General features: G+C 48.2%; 27 protein-coding genes and 1 pseudogene. 23 read left to right on the top strand and 5 right to left on the bottom strand.

What is annotated here, in order from left to right; translation table 11 throughout:
• The first annotated feature begins 34 nt into the window (after nt 1-34).
• The 8 genes and pseudogenes from PJK55_RS09480 to PJK55_RS09445 all read left to right on the top strand — a co-directional run bounded on the left by PJK55_RS09480 (nt 35) and on the right by PJK55_RS09445 (nt 7,642).
• On the top strand, nt 35-1,741 hold the full coding sequence (locus PJK55_RS09480; RefSeq protein ID WP_271305602.1) for a glycoside hydrolase family 13 protein: 1,707 nt from the start codon (nt 35-37) through the stop codon (nt 1,739-1,741).
• A 118-nt stretch (nt 1,742-1,859) separates the two neighbouring features.
• A complete protein-coding gene (locus tag PJK55_RS09475; protein WP_271305601.1) occupies nt 1,860-2,522 on the top strand; it encodes a Type 1 glutamine amidotransferase-like domain-containing protein in 663 nt (220 codons plus the stop codon).
• 34 nt (nt 2,523-2,556) lie between these two features.
• Nucleotides 2,557-3,117, top strand: a pseudogene (locus PJK55_RS09470) (GNAT family N-acetyltransferase).
• A gap of 51 nt (nt 3,118-3,168) precedes the next feature.
• The gene (locus PJK55_RS09465; RefSeq protein ID WP_214694605.1) at nt 3,169-3,585 is read left to right on the top strand and encodes a DUF1934 domain-containing protein; all 417 of its coding nucleotides are present in this window, start codon (nt 3,169-3,171) and stop codon (nt 3,583-3,585) included.
• On the top strand, nt 3,585-4,013 hold the full coding sequence (locus tag PJK55_RS09460) for a hypothetical protein (protein ID WP_074035800.1): 429 nt from the start codon (nt 3,585-3,587) through the stop codon (nt 4,011-4,013). Before PJK55_RS09465 ends, PJK55_RS09460 begins: the two co-directional genes overlap by 1 nt.
• Before the next feature lie 167 nt (nt 4,014-4,180).
• The gene (locus PJK55_RS09455; RefSeq protein ID WP_271305600.1) at nt 4,181-4,699 is read left to right on the top strand and encodes a GNAT family N-acetyltransferase; all 519 of its coding nucleotides are present in this window, start codon (nt 4,181-4,183) and stop codon (nt 4,697-4,699) included.
• Nucleotides 4,700-4,706: 7 nt separating this feature from the next.
• On the top strand, nt 4,707-5,423 hold the full coding sequence (locus PJK55_RS09450) for a hypothetical protein (protein ID WP_271305599.1): 717 nt from the start codon (nt 4,707-4,709) through the stop codon (nt 5,421-5,423).
• A gap of 92 nt (nt 5,424-5,515) precedes the next feature.
• Nucleotides 5,516-7,642: a heterodisulfide reductase-related iron-sulfur binding cluster gene (locus PJK55_RS09445; RefSeq protein ID WP_271305598.1), complete on the top strand. Its 2,127-nt coding sequence runs from the start codon at nt 5,516-5,518 to the stop codon at nt 7,640-7,642.
• A 38-nt stretch (nt 7,643-7,680) separates the two neighbouring features.
• On the opposite strand, the gene PJK55_RS09440 is transcribed toward PJK55_RS09445, so the two are convergent.
• On the bottom strand, nt 7,681-8,979 hold the full coding sequence (locus PJK55_RS09440) for a methyl-accepting chemotaxis protein (protein WP_271305597.1): 1,299 nt from the start codon (nt 8,977-8,979) through the stop codon (nt 7,681-7,683).
• Nucleotides 8,980-9,148: 169 nt separating this feature from the next.
• Here PJK55_RS09440 and PJK55_RS09435 point away from each other — a divergent pair, with 169 nt between their 5' ends.
• From PJK55_RS09435 to PJK55_RS09415, 5 genes are all read left to right on the top strand, one after another.
• A complete protein-coding gene (locus PJK55_RS09435; protein ID WP_271305596.1) occupies nt 9,149-10,474 on the top strand; it encodes a hypothetical protein in 1,326 nt (441 codons plus the stop codon).
• Between the two features lie 80 nt (nt 10,475-10,554).
• A complete protein-coding gene (gene rpoE, locus PJK55_RS09430; RefSeq protein ID WP_012727404.1) occupies nt 10,555-11,034 on the top strand; it encodes a DNA-directed RNA polymerase subunit delta in 480 nt (159 codons plus the stop codon).
• 247 nt (nt 11,035-11,281) lie between these two features.
• The gene (locus tag PJK55_RS09425; RefSeq protein WP_031422194.1) at nt 11,282-12,877 is read left to right on the top strand and encodes a CTP synthase; all 1,596 of its coding nucleotides are present in this window, start codon (nt 11,282-11,284) and stop codon (nt 12,875-12,877) included.
• Nucleotides 12,878-13,015: 138 nt separating this feature from the next.
• A complete protein-coding gene (locus PJK55_RS09420) occupies nt 13,016-13,858 on the top strand; it encodes a TVP38/TMEM64 family protein (RefSeq protein WP_271305595.1) in 843 nt (280 codons plus the stop codon).
• 31 nt (nt 13,859-13,889) lie between these two features.
• A complete protein-coding gene (locus PJK55_RS09415) occupies nt 13,890-14,435 on the top strand; it encodes a GNAT family N-acetyltransferase (RefSeq protein WP_271305594.1) in 546 nt (181 codons plus the stop codon).
• 3 nt (nt 14,436-14,438) lie between these two features.
• Here the strand turns inward: PJK55_RS09415 and PJK55_RS09410 are convergent, their stop codons facing one another.
• The 3 genes from PJK55_RS09410 to PJK55_RS09400 all read right to left on the bottom strand — a co-directional run bounded on the left by PJK55_RS09410 (nt 14,439) and on the right by PJK55_RS09400 (nt 16,770).
• Complete coding sequence (locus tag PJK55_RS09410) at nt 14,439-15,191, bottom strand: helix-turn-helix domain-containing protein (protein ID WP_271305593.1); 753 nt, start codon at nt 15,189-15,191, stop codon at nt 14,439-14,441.
• Between the two features lie 46 nt (nt 15,192-15,237).
• Complete coding sequence (locus PJK55_RS09405; protein ID WP_271305592.1) at nt 15,238-15,444, bottom strand: hypothetical protein; 207 nt, start codon at nt 15,442-15,444, stop codon at nt 15,238-15,240.
• 210 nt (nt 15,445-15,654) lie between these two features.
• Nucleotides 15,655-16,770 (bottom strand): NADH-dependent flavin oxidoreductase, encoded by a 1,116-nt coding sequence (locus tag PJK55_RS09400; RefSeq protein ID WP_271305591.1) that lies wholly within the window; start codon nt 16,768-16,770, stop codon nt 15,655-15,657.
• Between the two features lie 261 nt (nt 16,771-17,031).
• On the opposite strand from PJK55_RS09400, the gene PJK55_RS09395 reads away from it, so the two are divergent.
• From PJK55_RS09395 to PJK55_RS09350, 10 genes are all read left to right on the top strand, one after another.
• Nucleotides 17,032-18,690: a glycerol-3-phosphate dehydrogenase/oxidase gene (locus tag PJK55_RS09395; protein WP_271305590.1), complete on the top strand. Its 1,659-nt coding sequence runs from the start codon at nt 17,032-17,034 to the stop codon at nt 18,688-18,690.
• A gap of 127 nt (nt 18,691-18,817) precedes the next feature.
• On the top strand, nt 18,818-19,174 hold the full coding sequence (locus tag PJK55_RS09390) for a DUF1093 domain-containing protein (RefSeq protein WP_271305589.1): 357 nt from the start codon (nt 18,818-18,820) through the stop codon (nt 19,172-19,174).
• Nucleotides 19,175-19,265: 91 nt separating this feature from the next.
• Nucleotides 19,266-19,625, top strand: a complete 360-nt coding sequence (locus tag PJK55_RS09385) for a response regulator (RefSeq protein WP_074035830.1) — start codon at nt 19,266-19,268, stop codon at nt 19,623-19,625.
• Nucleotides 19,626-19,786: 161 nt separating this feature from the next.
• Nucleotides 19,787-20,641: a class II fructose-1,6-bisphosphate aldolase gene (gene fba, locus PJK55_RS09380; RefSeq protein WP_214694578.1), complete on the top strand. Its 855-nt coding sequence runs from the start codon at nt 19,787-19,789 to the stop codon at nt 20,639-20,641.
• 152 nt (nt 20,642-20,793) lie between these two features.
• Complete coding sequence (fsa, locus tag PJK55_RS09375) at nt 20,794-21,444, top strand: fructose-6-phosphate aldolase (RefSeq protein WP_271305588.1); 651 nt, start codon at nt 20,794-20,796, stop codon at nt 21,442-21,444.
• 27 nt (nt 21,445-21,471) lie between these two features.
• Nucleotides 21,472-22,728 carry a UDP-N-acetylglucosamine 1-carboxyvinyltransferase gene (gene murA / locus PJK55_RS09370; protein ID WP_271305587.1) on the top strand — a complete coding sequence of 419 codons (1,257 nt, stop codon included), beginning with the start codon at nt 21,472-21,474 and terminating at the stop codon, nt 22,726-22,728.
• Nucleotides 22,729-22,743: 15 nt separating this feature from the next.
• On the top strand, nt 22,744-23,715 hold the full coding sequence (gene glpX, locus PJK55_RS09365; RefSeq protein WP_271305586.1) for a class II fructose-bisphosphatase: 972 nt from the start codon (nt 22,744-22,746) through the stop codon (nt 23,713-23,715).
• A 77-nt stretch (nt 23,716-23,792) separates the two neighbouring features.
• Nucleotides 23,793-24,719 (top strand): ATP-binding cassette domain-containing protein, encoded by a 927-nt coding sequence (locus PJK55_RS09360; protein ID WP_271305585.1) that lies wholly within the window; start codon nt 23,793-23,795, stop codon nt 24,717-24,719.
• A complete protein-coding gene (locus PJK55_RS09355; RefSeq protein WP_012727390.1) occupies nt 24,709-25,479 on the top strand; it encodes an ABC transporter permease in 771 nt (256 codons plus the stop codon). Before PJK55_RS09360 ends, PJK55_RS09355 begins: the two co-directional genes overlap by 11 nt.
• 12 nt (nt 25,480-25,491) lie before the next feature.
• Nucleotides 25,492-25,977, top strand: a complete 486-nt coding sequence (locus tag PJK55_RS09350) for a DUF421 domain-containing protein (RefSeq protein WP_271305584.1) — start codon at nt 25,492-25,494, stop codon at nt 25,975-25,977.
• A 41-nt stretch (nt 25,978-26,018) separates the two neighbouring features.
• Here the strand turns inward: PJK55_RS09350 and PJK55_RS09345 are convergent, their stop codons facing one another.
• Nucleotides 26,019-26,720, bottom strand: a complete 702-nt coding sequence (locus tag PJK55_RS09345; protein ID WP_271305583.1) for a C40 family peptidase — start codon at nt 26,718-26,720, stop codon at nt 26,019-26,021.
• Nucleotides 26,721-26,761 lie beyond the last annotated feature (41 nt).

Genomic DNA, 26,761 nt, shown 5'->3' with positions numbered 1-26,761 from the left:
CAGTGAGTTTTGGGATAAGGAGTATCTAGATCACATGCAACTTTTACAACGAGAACAACAACAAACACAAACACTTAAACGCAACTGGTGGAAAGAAGCCGTCGCCTATCAGATTTATCCGCGCAGTTTTTATGACGCGAACGGAGACGGAATTGGAGACATTCAAGGAATCATTGATAAGCTCGACTATTTGAAAGACCTCGGCATTGACGTCATCTGGATTTGCCCGATGTATAAATCGCCAAACGATGACAACGGCTATGACATTAGTGACTATCAGGACATCATGGACGAATTCGGGACGATGGAAGACTTCGACCGTTTATTGGACGAGGTGCATCAGCGCGGTATGAAACTGTTGCTCGACCTCGTCGTCAACCATACGTCGGATGAGCATCCTTGGTTCATTGAATCGAAGAGCTCAAAAGACAATCCGAAGCGTGACTGGTACATTTGGCGCGACGGTAAACCGGACGGCTCGAAGCCGAACAACTGGGAATCAATCTTTGGCGGCTCGGCTTGGGAATTTGATGAAACGACGGAGCAATACTACTTGCACGTCTTCTCGAAAAAACAGCCAGACCTTAACTGGGAAAACGCTGAGATGCGTACAGCTGTCTACGACATGATCAACTGGTGGCTTGAAAAAGGAATCGACGGGTTCCGTGTCGATGCAATTAGCCACATCCGCAAGAATCCAACGTTCGCTGACTTGCCGAACCCGAACGACCTCGACTTTGTACCGTCTTTTGAGATGCACATGAACGTGGACGGGATTCATGACTATTTAGAAGAGCTTCGTGACGAGACGTTCAATAAACATGACATCATGACAGTCGGTGAGGCGAACGGCGTATCGCCTGACGATGCACACCTTTGGGTCGGTGAAAAAGAAGGGAAGATGAACATGGTCTTCCAATTCGAACACATGGACCTATGGAGTGAAGACGCCGATTCGAAACTCGATGTCGTCCACTTGAAGAACGTGTTGACGAAATGGCAAAAAGGACTTGAAGCTGACGGATGGAACGCACTTTACGTCGAAAACCATGACCAGACACGTACGGTCTCGAAATGGGGAGACGATGAGCGTTATTGGAAAGAGAGCGCCAAGTCGATTGCGATGATGTACTTCCTCATGCAAGGAACGCCATTTATCTATCAAGGTCAAGAAATCGGGATGACGAACGTCAAATTCGATTCAATCGACCAATATGATGATATCGCGACACGCAATCGCTACTATATCGGCGTCGAGCAAGGGAAGAGTCATGACGAGATGATGCGCATCACGTGGAACTCGTCACGCGACAACACGCGCACTCCGATGCAGTGGAGTGACGCTCCGAACGCCGGCTTCACGTTCGCAGAGAAGCCGTGGGTCGGTATCAACCCGAACTATACAGACATTAACGTCGAAGCACAGCTTGAAGATGAGGACTCCATCTTTAACTTCTATAAAGAGATGATTCAACTTCGTAAAGATGATGAGACGTTTGTATACGGGGCGTATGATGTTGTCTTGCCGGATCACCCGGAAGTCTATGCGTATACGCGTACACTCGGTGACACGCAGTACCTTGTCGTCACGAACTTGACGGCGAAAGAGACGATGTTCGATATGGATCAGACACTTCGTGCGAAAGATGTCGTCTTGAGCAACATGCCGATTGAAGGCGACGTTGAATCGATGCTTCTTCACTTGAAGCCGTTCGAAGGTCGCGTGTATAAAATCAGCTAATTTTTCAGGACTCCAAGGTCGTGGACGAGAATTCGTCTTCGGCCTTTTTTATTGGTGGAAGGGGATAATGCTGACTCATGCGAACTCCTTATAGGGAGATGAAAAGGAGGGGACGTAGATGAAACTGTTATTAACGTCAGCAGGTATTAAGAACGAAAGCATTAAACAATCACTTCTCGAGTTATTGAACAAGCCGATTGAAGAGTGTGAGGCACTCTGTATCCCGACAGCCATCTATGCGTTGAACGGTGGAACGCAGCACGCATGGAACTTTTTTAACGGAGATTTCTCTGCACCGATGTGTGAGTTGGGTTGGAAGTCGGTTGGGGTGCTCGAACTGAGCGTGCTCCCGAGTATCGATGAATCGGTATGGAGACCGACGTTTGAACGGGCGGACGTGTTATTGGTGAATGGTGGCGATCCCCTCTTTTTACATCACTGGATGAAACAGTCCGGGGTCGCGGCATTACTCCCATCTTGGGAAGGTGTCTATGTCGGATTGAGCGCGGGCAGCATGGTGATGACCCCAAGAATCGGGGAAGCATTTGTCGGATGGCGTTCATCTGATGAGCAGAGCGATGGGACGTTAGGGTTTGTCGACTTCTCAATCTTTCCACACCTTGACCACGAGATGCTACCGGAGAATACGTCACGAGATGCGGCAGAATGGGCGGAAGCGTTACAGGCACCCGCTTATGCGATTGACGACGAGACCGCGATTCGTGTGAATGAGGGGAAGATCGATGTGATTTCGGAAGGAAAGTGGAAGAAGTTTTTCTGACTGTATAAAAGCAATAGGAAGGAGATATGAGAGATTGAACCGATTTACACATCAACGAAACACAAATCGAATTATCGTACGACCGTTAGAGAAGCAGGATTATGCGGCATGGTTAAGCGGCTTTACAAATCGTCTTGTTTCGCAACACGAGTATGATCCTGGGAAATTAGACATGAGCGACTGTACGTCCGTTTGGTTTGACTAGCTAGTCGACAATCATCAGTCACTTGCGCTTGAAGACCAGGCACATGTCTTCGCCGTTTTCCGACTCGACGATGGGACACACCTTGGTATGGTGGATTTTTCTACTCTTGCGCGAGATGCGTTTCAATGGGGGAGGGTCGGGTATACGATTCATAATCAGCATTGGGGTCAGGGGTATGGGACGGAAGCAGTCGACCTGGCAATGCGCATCGCTTTTGACGAGTTGAACTTTCAACGAATCGAGGCACATATCAATCTCGACAATGAAGCATCCATTCGTCTCGCGGAGCGTGTCGGCATGTCATACGAGTGTACGAGAGAAGGGTTTATTTATGAGAACGAAAATTGGGTAGACCATCTCGTCTACGTGAAAACGAAGCGCCGTCGATAGAACGACTCCTACCACATATGGTACGATGAATTGACGGAAAGGGGGATGAGCATGGCGATTGAACCACTTCGCGTGCGTGTCCAGCAAACAACACGGATGAGTGACATGCCAGAGGCGATCGAGCTCTCGGCTGACGGTTTATACTATCCATTGAAGACTGGCTTTATTTTAATGTTTGACCAACAACAAGAGGACGGACCGGTCCCGACGACAATCAAGTACACGCCGGAACGATTGGCGCTGATCTGTAAAGGACCGATCGAGATGAATCACTCCTTCATCGAAGGTCGCTTCACGCAAAGCTTATACAAGAATCCATATATGTCGATGACGATGGCGACGACGACATCGCGCCTCGATGTGTCAGAAGAATCATGTACGTTCGTATATGAGTTGTCCATGAATGAAGAAGATGTTGGCATATATGAAGTGCATGTCACATGGACATTTGAAGGAGGAGAAGACTGATGAACTTTACAGAACGTGTAAACAAGATTGAAGAGATGTTGAACGAAGATTGGTTCGAGATGCTCGAAACGAACGAAGAAGAGTATGAAGAGTGGCGCGGTCGCCTCGAGGACCATGCCGAACAAGTCATTACGCACTACGACCAGGAGAACGGTGTTGATGTCAATTCGATCGATAAACTCCTTCAATTGAACGACGAGTTCCCACTCCTATATGGAGAGGATACCGTTCGCCTGTATATCGCACTCATTGAAGCACGCCCAGAAGACAAAGCGGTCTACGATCGGTACGTCGATTATTTGGCAGCCATCAGCGATGCATCGCACGAACAGTTCTTACATTTCCATACACTTGTTGAAGCAGGACGGTTAGAAGAAGCGAGACAACTCGCTCCGCACATGCCGCAACGTCTCGGACTCGAAGAATAAGCATACCGACAGTGTCATCCGAACAGGATGGCACTTTTTTTATGGTTGAAAGGGGACACAATTCATTCCGGACGTCTATTTTAAATGGCGTGTCCGTTCTCTAAGATGAAGGAACAAGGAAATCAATTTAGAGAGCGCGAATGGAAATGAATAAAGGGGGAAATGTGATGTTAAGACTAATCAAGACATCTGTCGAACAAAAAGAACAGATTCTCGCATTTTTACAGGAATGGTACGAACGGGATGAGCGGATCGTCCCGACCTCGGTGGACCGTGAAACGACGGACTTTGAGGCATACGTCAACACGTTACGTCAGAAAGAGTTGCCCGAGAACATAGAGGCAGGCTGGGTCCCGAGCACGACGTATTGGCTCACGGACGGAGAAGAGCTTCTCGGGGCGGCGAACATTCGTCATGACTTGAATGAATCGCTCTTGAAGATTGGTGGGCATGTCGGATATGGAGTGAAACCGAGCGCGCGTGGGCGAGGACTCGCTACGGTTCAATTACAACTTGCGCTTGAGAAAGTGAAAGAGCTAGGAATTGAGCGTGCCTTAATTACGTGTAATCGGACAAACGTCGCTTCTCGTCAGGTCATTTTAAACAATGGAGGCGTCGCGGACACACCGTATACAGAAGAAGACGGGACGATCGTCGAGCGGTTTTGGATCGACTTGAGAGGATGAAGACGAGATGGCGAACTGGATTATCATCTATTTGGCGCTGATTAACTTCTTCGGCATCTATTTGTTCCGGGAAGAGACCGTTCCTTCAAAGAAGTGGTTCTCTTTCTCGAGCGGGGTCGCCATCACGTACTTCTTCATGTATCTCTTGCCGTCGCTGAATAAACGCCAGGACACACTTCGTGTCGATTGGTTGAATCTGGCCTTACCTTCAGAAATCTACATCGTCAGTCTTATCGGGTTTACATTGTTCTATGGCACGATGCGGTTCGTTCGGACACCTCATTTCCAAGATGAGGCGGTCGATCGGGCCGTTTCGTATTGGCTGCAGGTGACCTTGCTCACGGCATACATGACATTTTCAGCGTACGTGGTGACGGCCGACTCCGTGACGTTCGTTGCAAGAAGCTTTTATGCGACGGCGCTCGGTGTCCACTTTTTGGCGCTCGGGCATGACTTGAACCGGCACTATGGTGAACGTTATATGCGACAAGGACGCTACTTGTTGAGCGGTGGGATTTTGCTCGGAGGGTTCTTTTCACGCTGGATTGACTTGCCCGCGCACGTCGAAGCGCTCTGTTTTGCGTTCGTGGCCGGTGCGATGATTCTCAATATCGTGAAGTTTGAACTCCCGTCCGACCGAAATCTGCACTTCCGCACATTCGTTTTGGCCGTATGTAGTTATGGGGGATTATTGCTCATCTTGAAACATCTTCTAAACTTCTGACGAGAACTTCACAAAAATGAATGACTGTTCATTCATCATTTGATATACTGAATTCAAGATTGAATCCGTTTTCAAAAGGGGGAGTTTTGGGGATGTCTACATTTTTAATCGTCAACTGGATTCTATTCTTGCTCGTCCTCGGCTATGGGGTGTATTTATTTGCTTCGCTGGTTCACCAGCGTTATACATTCATCAAGCTCGGGAAGAAGGCAGAATGGAGCCAAACGAACAAAGAACGACTCGAACAGGTCATGATCAACGTGTTCGGTCAAAAGAAATTGTTAAAGGATAAAAAGAGTGGCGCCATTCACGTCATGATGTTTTATGGCTTTATCCTCGTCCAATTCGGGGCGATTGATTTTATTTGGAAAGGACTAGCGGTCGGAACACGTTTCCCACACATCCCGCTCGGTCCACTCTATCCAATCTTCACGTTCATGCAAGAAGTCGTCATGCTCATGATTCTCGTCGCGGTCGTTTGGGGATTCTACCGTCGTTACGTCGAGAAGCTCGTGCGCTTGAAACGAAACTTTTTAGCAGGTCTCGCCCTCATTTTCATCGGCGGGTTGATGGTTTCCGTCTTGTTCGGGAACGGGTTTTATCTCGTCTATAAAGAAGAGCTTCCGATGTGGGGTGAACCGGTCGCGACACTCATCGGTTCAGCGTTTGCTTGGGTACCGGGTCCGGTCGCTTTCGCCTTGTTCGTCGTCTTTTGGTGGATGCACCTCTTATTCTTACTCAGCTTCATGGTTTACATCCCGCAAGGCAAACACGCGCACTTGATCGCCGGGACGCTCAACGTCTGGCTCGGGCGCACACACAAAGTCGGTCGCTTGGCACCTGTTGATTTTTCAGCGATGGAAGAAGCAGAAGAATCAGATGAAGAGATCGTCTTCGGGGTCAACAAGATTGAAGACTTTAACCAGAAGCAACTCGTCGACTTATACGCTTGCGTCGAGTGCGGACGTTGTACGAATGTATGTCCGGCAACGGGAACAGGGAAGATGTTGTCGCCGATGGACTTGATCGTCAAACTTCGTGACCATATGAATATGAAAGGTGCGGCGGTCACAAGAAAATCACCGTGGGCACCGGCACTCATGTTCCAAAACACGCAAGGTGCTGAAATCGCAGCAGCGGCGCAAGATGGCCATATGCTCGTCGCAGACGAATTGATCGGCAACGTCATCACGGAAGAAGAAATCTGGGCGTGTACGACATGCCGAAACTGTGAAGATCAATGTCCGGTCATGAACGAGCACGTCGATAAAATTATCGACCTTCGTCGTTACCTCGTCATGATGGAAGGGAAGATGGATCCGGAGGCGCAGCGCACGGTCGCAAACATCGAGCGTCAAGGAAACCCATGGGGAATGAACCGGAAAGAACGCGAGAACTGGCGCAAGGATACAGAACTCGTCATTCCGACGGCGAAAGAGAAGAAAAAAGCAGGCGAAGAATTCGAATACCTCTTCTGGGTCGGCGCGATGGGCTCTTACGATAGCCGTAGCCAAAAAGTCGCGCAGAGCTTTGCGAGCGTCTTGAACAAGGCGGGCGTCTCATTCGCCATTCTCGGAAACGAAGAGAAGAACTCAGGGGACACACCTCGTCGAATCGGAAACGAGTTACTCTTCCAAGAACTCGCCGAAGCGAACATTAAATTGTTTGAGAAGTATGGGGTGACGAAGATCGTCACGGTCGACCCACACGCCTACAACACATTCAAAAACGAGTATCCAGACTTCGGACTTGATGGTGTGAAAGTGTATCACCATACGGAGTTGCTCGCCGAATTGCTCGATACGGGTCGGATTCAGCCGGATCTTCAAGTGAACGAACGTGTCGTCTATCACGACTCATGTTACCTCGGTCGTTACAACGGCATTTATGATGCACCGCGATTCGTCCTCGAACGGATTCCGGGTGTCGAACTTGTCGAAGCGACACGTAACCGTGAAAACGGCATGTGTTGTGGAGCCGGCGGTGGTCTCATGTGGCAAGAAGAGAAAGTCGGGACGCGTGTCAACGTGGCTCGGACGGAACAACTGCTTGAAACGAAGCCGACGGTTATCGGTTCGGCATGTCCGTACTGTTTGACGATGTTATCGGATGGGACAAAAGCGAAGGAAGTCGATGAGACGGTCGGCACGTTCGACGTTGTCGAATTACTCGATCGCTCGCTGAAAGCCATCGAGATACCAGAACCGGTTGTACAATAATGCAGGAAGGCACGGTCCGTGGACCGTGCCTTATTTGTTTATTGCATTTCAGCTGTGGAGAGAAGCGAAGAGGTCAAATGAGACAAACCTTGTGTCGTCTCGTTGATGGATGAAATGGTTTCAACCATCTGTTCGAGATCTTGTTTGTTCCGTTCAAACGAAAGAACGTATTGCCCCATTTCTTCTTGAACGGTCGAGAAACTAGCCTTGACGTCATTCAATTGACGCATCGCTTCATCGTTCGTCCGATGCATATGCCCCATTTGATCAAAGAGTGCTGCGATATTGGCTTCATTTTCATGAATGAGCGCATTGATTTGACTGCTCAGTTGTTTTGCATTTTCCGCGAGTGTGCGCACTTCGGTGGCGACGACGGCAAATCCTTTCCCGTGTTCTCCTGCTCGAGCCGCTTCGATTGAAGCGTTCAAGGCGAGCAAGTTCGTTTGGTTGGCGATTTGTTCGATGCTTCGCGTCATGTTGACGATTTCTTGAGAACCATTTTTTAGAGCTGTGATGCGATCGAGCGAAGTGTCTACATAAGTGGCAGATTGTTTGAATTCGACTTCCATCTGTTCGATTTGTTCGCCGTTCGTATGTGTCAACGTCATCAAGTGACGACTCATCTTTTCCGTTTGCTCCGTTTCCGCAAGAACTTGGTGCGCTCGATTGCTTGTTTCAGACATCGCTTGCCCTGTTCGGTCCATCGTCGTAGCGACTTCTGCACTGACGCGTGAGACGTCGCTTAACAATGTGGCACGGGCTTCGTTTGCGGACTCGAGTTCATCGAGACGGGCATTGACGTATTGTTCCGTAACAATTTGCGCGTCGAGATTCATCGCGTGTGATAACGCCAAAAGAGATTCGGTTAAAGTAGCCGGATCATGTTGATACGTCTCGACGACTTTTGGCACGAGGAGTGTGTTAAAAGCAGAGTACGTCGCGAGGAACCAGACGACAGGGACCGCAAAGTGATGATGTGTCTGTCCCATTCGTTTTCGCATGGCTAAGAATTTATCATCGATGTTCCCGGTCAATAAACTACGGAAATAATCGGCGAATACCTTCTTTAAACGCTCCCTTGTTGATGAAGCGTTAGCGATTCGGACCATTTCAGGTTGAAGCATTAAGTGATCGAGTACGTTTTCAAGAACTTCATCTAAAACAGATTCTACGAGTGGCGCCATGTCTTGTAGGCGCTTCACTTGGGAGGCCGTATAACCCATATAGTGAGCACGTCCGTTCAAATTTGAGTCAGACGGTTTAGCAATTGTCTGAATTTCGGGAAAACCTTCGGAAGCGACGAAATGAGTTGAAGTTGTCTTACGAAAAAGTGCCATTTGTTTATTCTCCTTCTATTTCATATCTAATTTGGCGTTCTTTTCTATATCGGCAGAAATATGAAGAAACGGAGAACTAGATGTGTTGTAAAGCAGGTTCGTATACAAATGGTTTCGGGAAAGGAGGATTGAGGAACTGGATCTTCCATATTAAGTGAGGTGCGGATGTATGAAAAACATAGTGGTCCTGTTGACGATTGTCAGTGCGCTTAGTAGCCAAATCCTTCCCCAGATTTTGTTTTTATCCATCATGGCAGTCGAAGAAGGGGTCGGGCGATTGATTCCGTTCCTTATTTTTTACGTATCGAGCATGTCAGGACTCTTGTTGTGGGTTTATGTTATCGGACGACGTGGCTCAAAAGATACGTTTTTAATTGCTTTGTCTGTCCTTGTCGTCGGTCTCGTGTGTTTTGTTCTTCCATTTGATCGTGCCATTGAATGGAGCGCATTTTTGGTAGGTGTTGGCTCGATTGGAGTCGGGTCCATCATGACGACGATTTTATCGCAATTAAATGAACTGAAGCCTGCTGTAGAAACTGACTCGAATGAAAAGAGTGGCAGTTCATTACCATTAGTCCTCGGGTTAGTCGGTTGGATTGCCGTGTTCTCCTATGCGTTGACGCAGTCGTACAATCTTGCCGTCGCTCTATTTTTGATCAGTTTGATTCTCCCCTGGCTTTTTGTTCGGAAATTACCGCTTCAAAAATCTGCGACATGGCAGTTTGACACCCGTTCTTTTCTCCGTGCCTTTATAGCGGTCACTGTCTTTACATTGATTAGTCGTCTGCTCAGTCTTCTAGAAGGGGCGCGTGGCTACATCGAAGTGTTTGCCTTAATGATTATCTTACTAAGCTATGTGGGTTGGCTCATGTTTCAAAAGCGGATCCGACGATTCATTACAGCTAGTCGTACACGGCAAGTGCAATTATTATCATTCGTAATCGGGCTGTTTGGTGGCTGGACATTGATTGGGGCAGTATTTGTAAGTCTTGCGTTATATTCATTTCAAGTACTTCTCTTTTACGTCTTCGTTCCATTTTTAACGGGAGTGATCGGGTGGATTCTATTTAGTCGCATGTTTCATTTTGCGCGCCATCCTTATCTTGTGTTACTCATCTCCTCTTTGGTTTTTTTCCTAGGGTTTATCGAACCTCTCGCATTCATACCAGTATTATTTGTCAGTGGTTATACACAAACCATGTATTCAAGTGTCAGTCATGCTTACTTATTCGAAGAGTACGGGGAAAACAAAGAGTTTGCCTCGTTGCTCATTCAATTGTGGAAGCGGTTCGGGATGGTCGTGTCCTACTCATTTCTGATGGTCGGTTTGTTGGGATACGGTTTATACGTTGGACAGACCGTCAATGCGGAATTGTCGTTTCAAATCCCACGAGGTTGGATGTTCGGCGTTCTGGGACTGACGTGGTTGTTCAATATCGGGTTGATCACTGTCTATTGGTTCCGTATTCGAACCGAGGCATCCAATGAATCATAATTTCCTCTAGCTTTTTCATATCGCTTTTGTTTATAATGAGGAGTGATGTTTAACTAGTGACGGAAAAGGAGTGTCCTTTAATGAATAAATCGTTGATTGATTTCGTTTATGAACTTCTCCAAGAAACTGGCGAACAGCCTGTTTCTTTTGATGAGATTCGCGAAAAGATCAAGCAAAACTATACGTTTGCGAGTGAAGAAGAAGAGCTCGAAAAAATCGCACAACTTTACACCGATTTGAACATCGACGGGTTGTTCGTCAACTTGGGAGCAAACCGTTGGGCGCTTCGCGTTTGGTATCCATTCGACAAGTCGGATGAAGATCTCGTCATCGAAGCACGTCAACGTGGTGAACTTGACGAATTCGAAGAAGAGTTCGAAGAAGCAGACGAAGGCATCGTCGATATCGAAGATGACTTGGATGTATTCGCAAAAGTAGAAGATTATGATTCATCTGAATTTGACGATGAGGACGAAGAAGAAAAAGTAGAAGGCCTTGATGACTTCAAGGACGACGACTTGGACGACGACCTCGATCTCGAAGACGAGGATGATTTATAAGAGACCGCAAAAAGCCGGGCATCGCGCCCGGCTAGGCGTGTCTCTTTTTCTTTTTTAGTCGTTTTCACCGACTTGAAAAAAAGAAAAAATAATATCTTGACGACTGTATCGTCTCTGGCGTAAATTAGTCATGGGCTAGTTTAGCACGTAACGATGCAGCAAAAGTGTCCTCCATTCACGGGGGCACTTTTGCTTTTTTTGTTTTTTCGTTTCCCGATGGTTGGTATTCAAGAGAGGAGAAAGAAACATGACAAAGTACATTTTCGTAACAGGCGGGGTAGTATCTTCGCTCGGTAAAGGGATCACGGCAGCTTCACTCGCGCGTCTACTCAAAAATCGAGGACTTAACGTGACGATTCAAAAGTTTGACCCATACATCAACATCGACCCAGGTACGATGAGCCCGTATCAACACGGAGAAGTATTCGTTACAGATGATGGTGCTGAGACTGACCTTGACCTCGGACACTATGAGCGTTTCATCGACATTAACTTGTCGCAAAACGCGAACGTCACATCAGGGCGAATTTATTCGACTGTCTTGAAGAAAGAGCGTCGTGGAGACTATAACGGTGGAACGGTTCAGGTCATTCCACATATCACGAATGAAATCAAAGACCGTGTCTTCCGTGCAGGACGTGAGACGAACGCTGATGTCGTCATTACAGAGATTGGTGGAACAGTCGGAGATATCGAATCTCTTCCGTTCATCGAAGCCATTCGCCAAGTAAAAAATGACATCGGAAAAGAGAACGTCATGTACGTTCACTGTACGCTCGTTCCTTACCTTCGTGCGGCAGGTGAGATGAAGACGAAACCGACGCAACACAGCGTCAAAGAGCTTCGCAGTTACGGGATTCAACCAGACATCATCGTTCTCCGTACGGAGCACGACATTCCGGAAGACATGCGCGAGAAAATCGCACTCTTCTGTGATACGCGTAAAGAAGCGGTCATCGAGGCGCAAGATGCGTCGACGCTTTACGAAGTACCGCTCAACCTTCAAAAACAAGGAATGGACCAACTCGTCAACGACTACTTCGGTTTCAACACACCGGCTGCCGACATGACGGCTTGGAAAGAGCTCGTTCACACGGTCACACACCTTGAGAAGAAAGTGAAAATCGCACTCGTCGGGAAATATGTCGAGTTGCGTGATGCGTATATCTCAGTCGCAGAGGCGCTCAAGCATGCAGGTTATGCGTTCAACGCGGACATCGACATCGACTGGATCAACGCAGAAGACGTGACAGCTGAAAATGTCTCAGACATCCTCGGCGATGCAGACGGTATCCTCGTTCCTGGTGGATTCGGTGAGCGTGGAATCGAAGGGAAAATCGAAGCGACACGTTTCGCTCGTGAAAACAACGTCCCATTCTTCGGGATCTGTCTCGGAATGCAGCTCGCGACGGTCGAGTTTGCCCGTAACGTCTTGAAGTTGGACGGCGCCCATACGGCTGAAATCGACCCATCGACACCGTATCCGATCATCGACCTTCTTCCAGAGCAAAAGGACATCGAGGACCTCGGCGGCACACTCCGTCTCGGACTTTACCCATGTAAACTCGAAAAAGGGACAAACGCGCACGCCGCATACGATCAAGAGCTCGTATACGAGCGTCATCGTCACCGTTATGAGTTCAACAACGAGTACCGTGAAGCGTTTGAAGCAGAAGGTTTCAAGTTCTCAGGTACGAGCCCGGACGGTCGTCTCGTAGAAATCATTGAGATCCCAGAACACAAGTGGTTCGTGGCATCACAGTTCCACCCAGAATTGATTTCGCGTCCAGAACGTCCACAACGTCTATTCCATGACTTCATCCAAGCATCACTTGGAGAATAAGTGATTGAACACCACGGTCCATTGCGGATCGTGGTTTTTTCTACATCAAAAGCATGAGAGGGAAGGTGCCCTTGGCAGGATACATCCCCTTCACTTTCTGGGTACACTAGAAGTAGAATGGGGAGAGGGTGATGGCTCATGAAAGAACGACATTCGATTTATCTTGGATACGGATTGGGGCTTGTGGCGCTCAGTCTGTTGCCGTTCGTCGTCTTGCCTTCCCTTCTATTACCGTACCAGCTCGGTTGGACGGGCATTGTCTTACTCGCACTTTCGGTCGGACTACTGCGGGCGATTCGGGACGGCTCGAACGTCATCCTGAAGCAGATGTGGAAAATTACGTTTTCTCTCTTTTTGATTTTCGTTCTCGTCTATTACGTCTCGTTCGGACTTGTTCTCTATGACACATACGGATTAGATCGTCTATTAGAACAATATAAACGACAGGCGGTCTGGGTGTTCGCGGCATTCAGCTTTTTACAGCCGATTGCCTTACCGGTCCCGGAAGCGGTCAGTATGCCGATTGGAAGTGTAGCGCTCGGACCGTTTCGAGCGGCTTTAGTCGGAAGTATTTCGACTACGCTTGGTATCTTTGTCATGTATGGATTGGCCCGGTTCGGTCGTGAACGGATCATCCGTTGGGTTGAGGAAGAGAAGTTGAAAACATACGACCGATATGTCGAGAAGTATGGTCTTGGCATTTTGCTCGTCTTATTCATCATTCCGATTTTGCCGGACGAGGTCATCTGTCTTGCGGCCGGATTCAGTCGCGTGCCGTTCCCGCGTTTCGCGGGCATCGCGTTCGGTGCAAAACTCGTCACGTCGTTTGGGCTTGCCTACTCCGTCTCCATCGGACAAGTGTTTATGACCGATTCGAGTCCGATTGCGATTGCTTCTGTCATGGCAAGTTTGATTGTCTTGATTCTTGCGTTCATTTGGCGTAAGCGAAAAAAAGGGGATTCGAACGGGACACACGAATAAGGTAAGAACAATCTATAGAGAGGAAGACAAGATGCGACAAGACAATGAAGTGGTCATTCGACCAATTGCAGAACAAGACTTATCAAGACTATGGGAATTGATTTACCGGGATGCGACACCGGAGTGGAAACAGTGGGACGCCCCTTACTTCGAACACAAGGCGATGTCCTACGAAGCGTTTCAACAAATCGAGCGGTCGCTTATCCAAAAAGATGACATGTGGGTCATTGAAGTGGATGGCACCGTATACGGGACCGTTTCTTACTATTTCGAGGATACCGGACGAGAGTGGCTCGAGATGGGCATCATCTTGCATCAGTCTGACCGCTGGAATCGTGGTGTCGGGACGCGCGCCCTGCGGTTATGGACCGAACATCTATTTGAAACGTTACCTGTCGTCCGTGTCGGCTTGACGACATGGTCCGGAAATGAACGTATGATGCGAGTCGCTGAAAAAGTAGGGATGCAGCTCGAAGGTCGAATCCGTCAAGTGCGTGTCGTGAATGAAAAGCGCTACGATTCGATTCGGATGGGCATGTTACGGGAAGAGTGGAATGAAAAAACGTTGAGGGTCTGAACCTCAACGTTTTTTCTTATGGTGTGATTGACGGTATTGAAGGGGAGTCATGTTTTTGTAAGTCTTAAATGTACTGATAAATGTTGTACACGAGGAAAAACAATACGACTTAGCAATTTCACAAATAGGCAAAGAGGTCACAATTAAGTCATTCATTGATGCCTCAATTCGACGTCTTCGAATGCGTTCTGCAATTGTTTCTCCTGTCTCTTGTTTAAACAAAACAGATAAATAATTGTTAGACAATCCGACTTTTATCGCTACGCTTGATAGAGATAAAAAAGAGTCAGTTAAGTGCTCTTCAATCAATCGGATGGCAGACAATACGCGAGGATCTGAAGAACCTTGTGAGGAAATGAATGACATCATCGTAGCCAATGATTCTGTAATGACAGGGATCGCATAAACAAAATCGAGTGGGGTATGAAGTTCATCCATCAATTTCAACAGCGCACTGGTGTATGCAAGTGATGTCTGGACATTTGAATTGGAGGCAGGAACAAGGCGACTCACATGATAGATGAGTCCTCGAAAGTAAAGACGAAGGCCGTGATGCTCATCTATCATGGGATGCTTCAATAAGTCGAGTGTTAATGTTTCCAACAATGTGTTGGCTAATTGAAGTTGATTACTTTGAAGAGCGTGTATAATTTGCTCATCCAATTCGTAAAAATTTTCCACGTAACTTTGGTCTATAAAATGATTTTTCTCTCGAGCGAGATGGGTTAAAAATTGTTGTCGGATTCTATTTTCCATTTAGCGGTTCACTTCTTTTCTTGAGGATAGAAGCGAGGATGAATGCTTATTTAGAAGCATGTCGTTTCGTTAGCTGTTTTAGCTCCGCGATTTCTTTAGCAAGTGCTCGTTCGTTTGATTCTGAAGAGTCTTGCATTTGTTTCTGAATGGCCTGACTTTGTTGTCGAAATGCATCCGTTTTTTGCTTAGAATGTTTTTGATACTGACGGTGTTGTTCATGGTGTGAATTCAAATCTACTGGTTGATCTGCCATTAGGATAGAATGCTCCTTTCAACAAAAAAATCAAACCGACTGACCCAACGCCTCGTTAATATTAGATTAAAATTGTGAGAGAAATGTGAAAAGTGGAATATATAAAATTTAGGAAGAAAATTAAATAAAAATGTGGCGAATATGTGTCCGAAATGTGTCCAGAAAATAAAAAATGACAGACATGTAAAATGTCTGTCGCGAACTAAAACGTTATTTTACTTCTTGATCTTTAATCGGGAACCAACCGGCACGAGTCGTGATGGCGTTCCAGAGTGGAGCGGGAACAGCGAGCTCGGCTTGTTTGTTCAAATCGAGTTCTGTCTCGATATCGTCTTCACGGTCCGTCTTCACTTTTTCGAGCCATTCTGGGTCGATGATGAGCTCACGACCGAGCGCGGCAAAATCGACGACATCGAGTGCATCTTCCACTTGAGCAGGACGTTGGAGTTGTCCGACTCCGATGAGCGGGATGGCACCATTGATGCGTTTAGCAATACGGTCAATCGAACGCTCCGTAACGTTCTCGTCACGCATAGAAGCTGTATTGAAATTCCAGAGAGACGCATGAATATAATCAACGCTTTCTTCTAAAATCATATCGAGTAACACATCCGTGTCGTCGAGCGTGATGCCTGGCTCTTCAATTTCTTCTGGTGAGAAGCGATAGCCGACGAGGAAGTTTTCCGCATCTGCGGCTACTTCTTTGACACGGCGGATGACTTCGCGCGGGAACGTCAAACGTCCACGGACATCACCGCCGAAGCGATCTTCACGGCGATTGGAGTGCGGAGAGAAGAATTGTTGAATCAAGTAGGTATTCGCCCCATGAATCTCGACTCCGTCAAATCCGGCTTCGATGGCGCGACGCGTCGCTTCACCGAACGCCTCGATGATGGCTTCGACTTCTTCGGTCTCGAGGGCACGTGGTATAGCGGCGCCTTCTCGGACAGGTGCGACGGCACTTGCACTGACAGGTTGTTCGTTCGGTACGAGTTCAGGTGGTGACATCCGTCCTGCGTGGAAAATTTGAAGGATGGCTTTTGCGCCTTCCGCTTTTAAACTTTCCGCCAATTGACGGAGACCTGGGATGAATTTGTCGTCATTGACCCCGAATGCGTTCGGGAACCCTTTCCCGTCTTCTGTCACGTACGCGCAAGCCGTGATGGCGAGCCCGACGTTTTGCGCCCGCTTCCGATAGTAGGCGAGCTCATGCTCGGATACTTCGCCTGTTGGCTCTGATGAGTAATGTGTCATCGGTGCCAATACGAGACGATTCGGTACTTCGACGTCATTTTTGAACTGAAAAGGTTGTAACATACGTTTCATCTGAAATCCTCCTTCAACATGATACCTTGAAGTCTAAGCTTCTCGACTCAAAAATGCGAGTCGGATGCTTGTGAATGAACACATTACAGGTTGCTCAAGCGTAAGAGATGATTGAACTAAAAAGAATAGGGTATAATACAGGAGAAAAGTTGATATTCGGTTCGAGACAATAGAGAGACCACAACAGAAAGGGGAAGCCTTGTTTTTGTTGTGGTCTCTTTTTCTATTCATTGAACCGTACTTACTATAGGAGGGAATAAGATGGAAATCAGAAATTTCTCAGCGAAAGAACGAGCGAAACGATATGAGCAACTGACGAGTGAACGTCATGACGTTCTTGTTGTCGGTGGAGGTATTACCGGAGCGGGGATTGCGCTCGATGCTTCGTCGCGTGGGATGAAGACAGCTGTCCTCGAGATGCAAGATTTTGCGGCAGGGACATCAAGTCGTTCGACGAAACTTGTTCACGGGGGGCTCCGCTATTTGAAACAATTCGAAGTGGCGCTCGTCGCAGAAGTCGGGAAAGAGCGGGCGATTGTATATGAGAATGGTCCCCACGTCACGACACCGGAACAAATGCTCTTACCGATGCACAAGGGAGGTACGTTCGGTCCCTTCTCAACATCAATCGGACTGATGGTGTACGACTTCCTCGCAGGTGTAAAACGTGCAGAACGTCGCATGATGCTCAAACCAGATGAGGTCATCAAAAAGGCGCCGCTCGTGAAAAAAGATGATCTGGTCGGAGGCGGTTACTACGTCGAGTACCGCACAGATGATGCACGATTGACGATTGAAGTGGCGAAAGAAGCAGCGAATCATGGTGCGCTTCTCATGAACTACGCCAAAGTGACCGGATTGATTTACGAAAACGGCAAAGTGGCCGGTGTACACGTCGAAGATCAGATTGACGGGTCGACGTATGATGTCTATGCGAAGAAAATCATCAACGCGACCGGTCCATGGGTCGATGAGTTACGAGAAGAAGATAACTCGAAAAAAGGGAAGCAACTTCGCCTGACAAAAGGAATTCACTTGGTGATCGACCAGTCGAAATTCCCGCTCAAACAAGCGATCTATTTCGATACACCGGACGGTCGCATGGTCTTTGCGATTCCACGCGGAAACAAAGCATACGTCGGAACGACGGATACGTTCTTCGATAAAAACAAAGCGCATCCACGAATGACGACGGAAGACCGCGATTATATTTTAGAAGCCATTCACTATATGTTCCCAGACGTCAATGTCACAGCGGATGATGTGGAATCAAGCTGGGCAGGTATTCGTCCGTTGATTTACGAAGAAGGAAAAGACCCTTCTGAAATTTCACGTAAGGACGAAATTTGGCAGTCAGACAGCGGCTTGATCACGATTGCCGGCGGTAAATTGACAGGGTATCGCAAGATGTCGGAAACGGTCGTCGACCTCGTCGCAAAACTGTTGAAAGAAGAAGACGGTGTCGTTTACTTGGCTAGCCGGACGAAACATATGCCGATGTCAGGTGGTCACGTCGGTGGTTCGAAAGGCTTCAAAGACTTCCTTGAGAAGAAAACAAAAGAACTTCAAAATCATGGCTTAGACGAAAACCATGCGGAAGAACTTGTTCGTCTATACGGATCGAATATCGATCGTGTCATCGAACGTATGGACGCGAACGCATATGACCTTCCTGAAATCGTCTACGCGCAATTGGTTTACGGAATCGAAGAAGAATCAGTCGTTCGTGCCATCGACTTCTTGATTCGCCGGACAGGCGCAATGTTCTTCGATATCGACTTCGTCCGTCAATATAAAGACGGTGTCCTTCGCTGCATGGCCGATGTCTTCAAATGGTCAGATGAGCGTTTGAAAGAGGAACGCGAAGAAATCGAGAAAGAGATTGAAATCGCAGTTATCCCAGTGCCTGTAGAATCTTAAAATCTAATGTGTCACACGAGAGGTTCATTCTGAACAGGATGAACCTCTTTTTGTGGAATGGTTTCATGACTTCAGAATAACGGTATATCTCATAAGTAGTCACTCTTACGTTGAAGGAGAACTGTTTATGAAACGAAAGCTCATCGCCGTCTTATTAATCGGCGTTCTATTCATAGTAGGCTGGCGCTATGTCAATCTGGATCGTCTGTTAGCCGATGTGTATTACGTCAAAGTCCCGAGCCCAGAAGTGGCGACACAGACATCTAACGGATATCGGTACGATCTCATCGGCTACGATGAAGATGGGAAGAAGCGACCGCTCGCCATTGCGACTCCTTCATTATTAGCAGAGGGAGACTTTCTGAAAGTGTATGTCAAAGAGGAAGCTCCTGAAGTGACCGATTATGAACGCGTGGGTGCGCTAGAAGTCCCTGCACAATTGAAAGAAGAACAGCAAGAAGATACCGAGTCATCGTTCCCTTGATTTCAAAAGATAGGCATCGCGAAAAAGAGACGAGTTTGGTATGGTTAAATTGTTTGATTATGGAAAACGATGAATGAAAGAAGGGACATGCATGTCACGGATGTTGATTGCAGATGACCAGGACGGAATTCGTACGATGCTCGCCCAAGTGTTCACAAACATGGGGGTTGACGTGGACACGGCGCAAGACGGCATCAAAGCCTGGGAGTTTTTAGAGCGAGAGCAATACGATTTAGTACTTCTTGATATGAACATGCCCCGTATGTTCGGTCACGAAGTGTTGCGTCGGATGAGAGAACAAGAACTAGAGACACCTGTCATGATCATGACGGCGTTCGGAGAAGAAACGGTGATTGACGAGGTGCGTCGTCTCGGAATCACTGCACAATTTGAAAAGCCGTTTGATATATACGGAATGATTGAAAAAGTGAAGGAAGTCTTGAAAATTTGACATTTCGTCACCAAGATGACATATGTAAACGCTTGCGCTAAGCCATTTCTATGCCCGAATAGCATAGGCACATGTTTTACGGTGTGTTATAATGGGAACGAATTGCACGGGGGAACTTTTCCCAAACGTGTATAATAGCGAACAGACAGGAGGATGTCATTATGCCATTAGTATCAATGACAGAAATGCTTAACAAAGCATTCGAAGGCAAGTATGCAGTAGGCCAATTCAACATCAACAACCTCGAGTGGACGCAAGCGATTCTTCGCGCTGCGGAAGACGAGAAATCACCAGTAATCCTCGGTGTATCAGAAGGTGCAGCGAAGTACATGGGTGGCTTCACAACAGTTGTCAAAATGGTTGAAGGTCTCATGCACGACTACAACATCACTGTTCCAGTTGCAATCCACCTTGACCACGGTTCTTCATTCGACAAGTGTAAAGCAGCGATCGACGCTGGATTCACATCAGTCATGATCGACGGTTCACACCACCCGATCGACGAAAACGTTGAAATGACGAAACAAGTTGTCGAGTACGCGCACGCTAAAGGCGCTTCTGTTGAGGCAGAAGTCGGTACAGTTGGCGGCGAAGAAGACGGCGTCATCGGTGGCGTACAATACGCTGACCTCGAAGAATGTGTACGTGTTGTTAAAGAAGCGAAAGTGGATGCACTTGCTGCAGCACTCGGTTCTGTACACGGACCATACCAAGGTGAGCCGAAGCTTGGCTTCAAAGAGATGGAAGAAATCGCGAAAGCGACACAAACTCCACTCGTTCTTCATGGCGGATCAGGAATTCCTGAGCACCAAGTTAAAAAAGCAATCGAGCTCGGACACAGCAAAATCAACGTCAACACTGAGTGCCAACAAGAGTGGACTCGTGCAGTACGTGAGAAGCTTGACGCTGACTCGAAAGTATATGACCCACGTAAAGTTATCGGACCTGGGATCGAAGCGATCTACAACGTCGTAACTGGCAAAATGCGTGAGTTTGGTTCTAGCAACCAAGCATAATCCTGTTTGATCAAGTCGGTTCTCTATGAGGACCGACTTTTTGTATGTTCAACTGTCATCAGGCTCTGAATCTGACAAAGGGTGTAGTAATTCACCTGTTCTTTCCTCATAATAGAGGTTGTAAGCGATCACAAATTGAGGAGGAGACACATATGCGTTTTTTCATTGACACAGCAAATGTGCAAGACATCAAACAAGCTCACCAAATGGGCGTCATCGGGGGCGTGACGACGAATCCGTCGCTCGTCGCTAAAGAAGGTGTCGACTTTCATACAAGACTTCGTGAAATCTGTGAGATCGTCGGGGATCTCTCGGTCAGCGCGGAAGTTATTGCACTCGATGCAGAGGGTATGGTGGAAGAAGGAAAGGAACTTGCTGCCATTGCGCCGAATATTACGGTAAAGGTACCGATGACACCAGCGGGGATGGAAGCGGTCAAGCAGTTTAAAGAGCTCGGGATCAAAACGAACGTGACGCTCATCTTTAACGCGAACCAAGCATTGCTCGCGGCGCGCGCCGGCGCTTCATACGTTTCTCCATTCATCGGCCGTTTAGATGACATCGGTCAAGATGGACTCGAACTCATCGAGACGATTGCCAACATCTTTGCGATTCATGGCATCGAGACAGAAATCATCGCGGCATCGGTACGTCATCCGGTTCACGCGACGAAAGCCGCACTCCTCGGGGCTGACATTGCGACAGTCCCTTACAAAGTCATCGAACAGATGATGAAACATCCGCTCACAGACAAAGGCATTGAGCAGTTTTTAGCGGATTGGAACAACGCTCAATCCAAATAAGTCCGTCGTAGAAAGGTTTTGATCAGCGTGGAAATTCTCCATATCGTTGGGCAGCAAAAATTAGAAGGAACCGTTGAAATTAGCGGAGCGAAACAAAGCGCCCTCCCTTGTCTTGTGGCTGCACTTCTTACAGAAGAGTCGGTGACGATTGAAAACGTTCCGATGATTGAAGATGTAGAAGTGATGGTCAACTTGTTGAGAGAGTTAGGGGTTCGGGTCGAGCGTGAGGGCGAACGGATGACCATTCATTCGAATGAAGCTGTCGCTATGCCTCTCCTCGGTTCGGAGACGCGGAAAGTCCGTGCCGCTGTGTATTTACTCGGTGTCTTCGCCGCTCGATTCGGAAAAGGGGCGGTCGGGCTACCTGGAGGATATGCGATTGGTCCACGACCGATTGATTTGCACTTGAAAGCGTTGGAACGTCTCGGCATTCATGTCGAGAATGAATCTGGTCTCTATCATGTCCGGGTCGAAGAACTTGTCGGGAATCGGATTTACTTAGACTTACGGTCGTTCGGGGCAACCGTGAGTGCGATGCTTGCAGCGGTCTTGGCGAAAGGGACGACGGTCATCGAGAATGCGGCCTGTGACCCTGAAGTCGTCGATGTGGCAACGATGCTCACATCGATGGGCGCACACGTGAGTGGAGCGGGTACCGATGAGATTCGTATCAAAGGCGTTGAACGGTTACATGGTTGTACCCATACGTTAATCCCGGATCGCCTCGAGGCAGGTACGTTCATGATGTTCGGCGCGGTCTCGGGTAGCGTGACGGTGCAACCGGTCATTTCGACTCACCTTGAAGGGGTCATCCAAAAACTATTGGATTATGGTGCACAGGTGGAAGTTGGCGAGGAGTCAATCGCGGTGACTGCCAATCAATCCTTGCCGACAGACATTCGCGTGTTCCATTATTCGGGATATCCGAGTGACTTACAGCCGATTATGTCAGCGGCTTTGTTGAAGGCAGACGGGACGAGCATTGTCACGGACAAGCTGTATTCCCAACGATTCCGACACATCGCCGAGATGCGCCGAATGAACGCGCAAATCACGCTAGAAGATTCCTCGGCGGTCATTCGCGGAGGAAATCAACTTGCGAACGCAGAAATGGAATGCACAGATGCGCGAAGTGCCGCGGCACTCGTTTTATCAGCACTTCAGGCGTCTGGAGAATCGACGTTACTTCATGCAGAACGGTTGAATGATTCATACGTCGACTTTGTCGGCAAATTAAAACAGCTCGGTGCGCTCGTTTGGGTGGAAGATCACACCGAGGCATAAAAGGGGAGATTTCGGGTGGAACGAAGTTTATCGATGGAACTGGTCCGGGTCACAGAAGCAGCGGCACTTGCTTCAGCCCGTTGGATGGGTCGCGGTTTGAAGGTCGAGGCAGATGATGCAGCGACGACGGCAATGCGTGACGTCTTTGACACGATTCCGATGAAGGGGATTGTCGTCATCGGAGAAGGTGAAATGGACGAGGCCCCGATGCTCTACATCGGAGAAAAGGTCGGGAACGGCTATGGCTCACGTCTCGATGTCGCGGTCGACCCGTTAGAAGGAACGAACATCGTCGCAACCGGAACGTGGGGAGCGCTTGCCGTTCTCGCAGTCGCCGATGCGGGAGACCTTCTTCATGCACCGGACATGTATATGGAAAAAATCGCAGTCGGACCGGAAGCGGCTGGTCTCGTCAGTCTCGACAACTCGATTGAAGAGAACATCGAGATTGTGGCGAAGGCGAAGAAGAAAAACGTGGAAGATGTCGTTGTGACGATCTTACATCGGGACCGACACAAAGAAATCATTCAGCGGGTCCGGGCGACTGGAGCGCGAATCAAGTTGATTCCAGACGGGGATGTGGCGGCAGCAATCAACACGGCCTTCCCGAAAACGGGTGTCGACTTGCTACTCGGTTCAGGTGGTGCACCTGAGGGCGTCATCGCCGCTGTCGCGATGAAGTGTCTCGGTGGAGACTTCCAAGGACGCTTGCTCCCGGAAGACGAGGCACAAAAACAACGTTGCCATGACATGGGTATCGAAGACACGGATCGGATTCTTCTCCTCAATGATTTAGTAAAGGGTGAGGATTGTATCTTTGCGGCGACAGGTGTCACGGACGGTGAATTGTTACGTGGCGTCCAATTCACGTCGCAAGGTGGGCAGACACATTCCGTTGTCATGCGTGCCAAGTCTGGTACTGTACGCTTCGTAGAAGGGAATCATTCCCTCACGAAAAAACCGAAAATGGTCATGAAACCTGAATAACATGGAGTCGCGGATGAGTAAACGTCCGCGACTTTTTTGTGGTGAAAACGGGAATGGGTAGTCAGGAGGTGGGTATGATGATCGAAGTGGAAGGACTCGTGAAGACATTTAAAGATGTTCCGGCAGTGAATGATGTTTCGTTCTCCGTGAAAGAAGGAGAAATTTTTGCGTTTTTAGGACCGAATGGCGCCGGTAAATCGACGACGGTGCAAATGTTGACGACGCTCGTGCGTCCGACATCCGGAGTGGCGCGAGTCAACGGATTCGATGTCGTCAAACAAGAAAAAGACGTCCGCCTGTCGATTGGGGTCGCTTTACAGGAAACCGGGATCGATAAAGTGCTGACGGGGCGTGAGTTGCTCGTCTTACAAGGGCGATTGTTTAAGATGTCAAACGAGGAGGCGCGTCGTCGTGCGGATGAGTTGTTAGAAGTCGTGTCTCTGACAGATGCCGCAGATCGACGGAGTGGAACGTATTCAGGTGGAATGCGGCGACGTCTTGACTTAGCCCTTACGCTCGTCCATCGCCCGACCGTGTTGTTTTTAGATGAGCCGACGACGGGTCTCGACCCGGCAAGTCGGATTGAAATATGGAATGAAGTGCGAAGACTGAACCAAGAGTTTGGAACCACGATTTTTTTGACGACCCAATACTTAGAAGAAGCGGATGAATTGGCTGACCGGATTGCGATCATCAATCACGGAAAGATCGTCAGTGAAGGAACGGCCGAAGAGCTAAAACAACTCGTCGGTGGTGAGGCGATTGCGATGGATTTCTCGAACGAGTCAGATGCGACGACTGCCGCGACACACTTTCAGACCACGGCGAACGGGAACCATGTATCGTTCGAACTGCGTGATGTGACGCTGACCGAAATCGTTCGGGCGTTAGATGAACAAGGGCTACAACCTGAACGTTTGACGGTGAAACAACCGTCGCTTGATGACGTATTCTTACAAGTGACGGGCGAATCTTATGAAGGGGGCGAGCTTCGTGTGGACTGAGACGTGGTTATTTACGAAGCGGAGTTTAGTCACGACGATCCGAAATCCGTTTTCATTTATTCCGAACTTGATCATCTCTGTCTTCTTTTTACTCGTGTATACGAGCGGACTGTCGAGCGTGGCGTCCCTTCCTCAGTTCGAAGGAAGTGACTACTTGAACTTCATCTTACCGGTATCAATCGTTTCGGGTGCGGTCGGTGGGGCAGGGGGGACCGGACAAGCGCTTGTCCGTGATATCGAGAGTGGGTATTTTGCGAGGTTATTATTGACTCCCGCGACCCGGACCGCGATCGTGCTCGGACCAATGATTGCGGGGATGCTGCAGTTACTTGTCCAAACGCTACTTATCTTTGCGGTCGCGTTTTTACTCGGCCTCACGATTCCGGTCGGGGCGGTCGGCTTTTTCTTCACGGTATTACTCGCCATCGGGTTCGGCCTTGGATTTGCGGGCTATTCGGTAGGCGTCGCGTTAAAGACACGGAATGCACAAGCGGCGCAGGCGGGTACGCTGTTGTTCTTCCCTCTCATTTTCCTATCGACGACGTTCGTTCCGAAAGAATTGATTGAGGCAGAGTGGTTGAAAGTGGCGGCGACATTCAATCCGACCACGTACATTTTTGAAGGGATGCGGGCCGTCTTGACCCAACCGGAGATTGACTGGGGTGCTCTATCGGCTGGACTCGCAGTGGCAGGAACGATGAGTGTACTCATGATTGTCTTTGCGGCGACGAATGCGAGAGGGGCATTGAAACAAAAATAAGGGAGGAGTTGGATGCAAGAACTTTCAATGATGATTCGGATTGTTTTGACAGGGGTTGGTGCGTATATATCAATCATTTTGATGTTGCGTATTTCTGGTAAACGAACGTTAGCTAAGATGAATGCATTCGACTTTATCGTGACGGTGGCGATGGGTTCTATATTAGCGACTACGTTAACGAGTCAACAAACGTCATTGCTTGCAGGGTTAACGGCATTTGGAACGCTAGTCGTCTTACAATATATGTTGGCGAAATTGTCCAAGCGATTTTCAATGGTAAATCGAATGATTAAATCGGAGCCGACGTTACTGTTTTATAGAGGGGATTATTTACAAGAATATTTACGGAAAGAACGAATATTAGAAATGGAAGTCATTCAAGCGATTCGTGCGAGTGGAACTCCTCTAGAACAAGTCGAGGCGGTTGTCTTAGAGACGGATGGGACGTTCTCGGTACTAAAGGATTCTCAAGATGTGATGGAACATGTAAACAAATAAAAAAACGACTCGGTTCCCATGAACCGAGTCGTGATGTTGAATTAGAGGTATGATCCAGCGCCAACGTAACGTGGTGCCCAGTATCCAGAAGTGAAGCTCGCGTATTTCACGCCGCCTGTTTCTGAGTTGATCATTTGCGTTTTGCTAAGTGCCATCCCAACGTGGTGGATCGTTCCACCTGAGTGTGAGAAGAAGACGAGGTCACCAGCTTGAATCGATGACTTCGAGATTTTCTTCGCGCTTGAGTATTGCTGGCGTGAAGAACGTGGGAGTGTTTTACCGATTGCTTTTTTGTAAACATGTCCAGTGTAGCCTGAGCAGTCAAATCCAGCAGTCGTTGTTCCACCGTAACGATAAGGTGTACCGAGGTACTTTTTCGACTCAGCAACGAGTTTTGCACGTTTGCTTGACGATGACGTTGAAACTGTCGTCGTTGTTGAAGTTGATGTTCTCGGCTTCAAGTACGTGTACGTTGAAGAAGCTGAGATGTAACGGTGTGTACCTTTGTAGTTGATCTTATAAAACGAACCGGATTTACCAAGGTATGTATAGCGTTGACCTTTATCCATCTTCGCGACAACTTTCGATGACGTAAGTGACGGGGCAGTGCGGATGTTCAAGCCGTTGACTTTCGAGTAAGCGAAAGTGCCGGTAGCGGCTTCTGCTTGTTCACCAGTTGAGAACATGAGACCCGAGAAAGCAACAGTAGCAGCGACGACGATAGATGCAATACGCTTTAACATTGTGTAATTCCCTCCGTTTTTAAAATCAAATCGTTATTATA

This window comes from Exiguobacterium sp. MMG028 (genome assembly GCF_027947425.1).
Taxonomy (GTDB): domain Bacteria; phylum Bacillota; class Bacilli; order Exiguobacteriales; family Exiguobacteriaceae; genus Exiguobacterium; species Exiguobacterium aestuarii_A.
The sequence above is the reverse complement of the archived record's forward strand: the minus strand, read 5'-3'. Positions and strand labels throughout refer to the sequence as shown.

Bases quoted from the DNA above. Each gene is read 5' to 3' on its own strand.
- PJK55_RS09455 (WP_271305600.1), top strand. From the start codon at position 4,181: ATGTTAAGACTAATCAAGACATCTGTCGAACAAAAAGAACAGATTCTC.
- PJK55_RS09360 (WP_271305585.1), top strand. From the start codon at position 23,793: ATGATCGAAGTGGAAGGACTCGTGAAGACATTTAAAGATGTTCCGGCA.
- PJK55_RS09425 (WP_031422194.1), top strand. From the start codon at position 11,282: ATGACAAAGTACATTTTCGTAACAGGCGGGGTAGTATCTTCGCTCGGT.
- PJK55_RS09410 (WP_271305593.1), bottom strand. From the start codon at position 15,191: ATGGAAAATAGAATCCGACAACAATTTTTAACCCATCTCGCTCGAGAG.
- PJK55_RS09345 (WP_271305583.1), bottom strand. From the start codon at position 26,720: ATGTTAAAGCGTATTGCATCTATCGTCGTCGCTGCTACTGTTGCTTTC.
- fba (WP_214694578.1), top strand. From the start codon at position 19,787: ATGCCATTAGTATCAATGACAGAAATGCTTAACAAAGCATTCGAAGGC.
- PJK55_RS09385 (WP_074035830.1), top strand. From the start codon at position 19,266: ATGTCACGGATGTTGATTGCAGATGACCAGGACGGAATTCGTACGATG.
- PJK55_RS09440 (WP_271305597.1), bottom strand. From the start codon at position 8,979: ATGGCACTTTTTCGTAAGACAACTTCAACTCATTTCGTCGCTTCCGAA.
- PJK55_RS09395 (WP_271305590.1), top strand. From the start codon at position 17,032: ATGGAAATCAGAAATTTCTCAGCGAAAGAACGAGCGAAACGATATGAG.
- PJK55_RS09445 (WP_271305598.1), top strand. From the start codon at position 5,516: ATGTCTACATTTTTAATCGTCAACTGGATTCTATTCTTGCTCGTCCTC.
- rpoE (WP_012727404.1), top strand. From the start codon at position 10,555: ATGAATAAATCGTTGATTGATTTCGTTTATGAACTTCTCCAAGAAACT.
- PJK55_RS09465 (WP_214694605.1), top strand. From the start codon at position 3,169: ATGGCGATTGAACCACTTCGCGTGCGTGTCCAGCAAACAACACGGATG.
- PJK55_RS09450 (WP_271305599.1), top strand. From the start codon at position 4,707: ATGGCGAACTGGATTATCATCTATTTGGCGCTGATTAACTTCTTCGGC.
- PJK55_RS09435 (WP_271305596.1), top strand. From the start codon at position 9,149: ATGAAAAACATAGTGGTCCTGTTGACGATTGTCAGTGCGCTTAGTAGC.
- PJK55_RS09480 (WP_271305602.1), top strand. From the start codon at position 35: ATGCAACTTTTACAACGAGAACAACAACAAACACAAACACTTAAACGC.
- PJK55_RS09460 (WP_074035800.1), top strand. From the start codon at position 3,585: ATGAACTTTACAGAACGTGTAAACAAGATTGAAGAGATGTTGAACGAA.
- fsa (WP_271305588.1), top strand. From the start codon at position 20,794: ATGCGTTTTTTCATTGACACAGCAAATGTGCAAGACATCAAACAAGCT.
- PJK55_RS09400 (WP_271305591.1), bottom strand. From the start codon at position 16,770: ATGAAACGTATGTTACAACCTTTTCAGTTCAAAAATGACGTCGAAGTA.
- PJK55_RS09415 (WP_271305594.1), top strand. From the start codon at position 13,890: ATGCGACAAGACAATGAAGTGGTCATTCGACCAATTGCAGAACAAGAC.
- PJK55_RS09475 (WP_271305601.1), top strand. From the start codon at position 1,860: ATGAAACTGTTATTAACGTCAGCAGGTATTAAGAACGAAAGCATTAAA.
- PJK55_RS09390 (WP_271305589.1), top strand. From the start codon at position 18,818: ATGAAACGAAAGCTCATCGCCGTCTTATTAATCGGCGTTCTATTCATA.
- PJK55_RS09350 (WP_271305584.1), top strand. From the start codon at position 25,492: ATGCAAGAACTTTCAATGATGATTCGGATTGTTTTGACAGGGGTTGGT.
- PJK55_RS09420 (WP_271305595.1), top strand. From the start codon at position 13,016: ATGAAAGAACGACATTCGATTTATCTTGGATACGGATTGGGGCTTGTG.
- PJK55_RS09405 (WP_271305592.1), bottom strand. From the start codon at position 15,444: ATGGCAGATCAACCAGTAGATTTGAATTCACACCATGAACAACACCGT.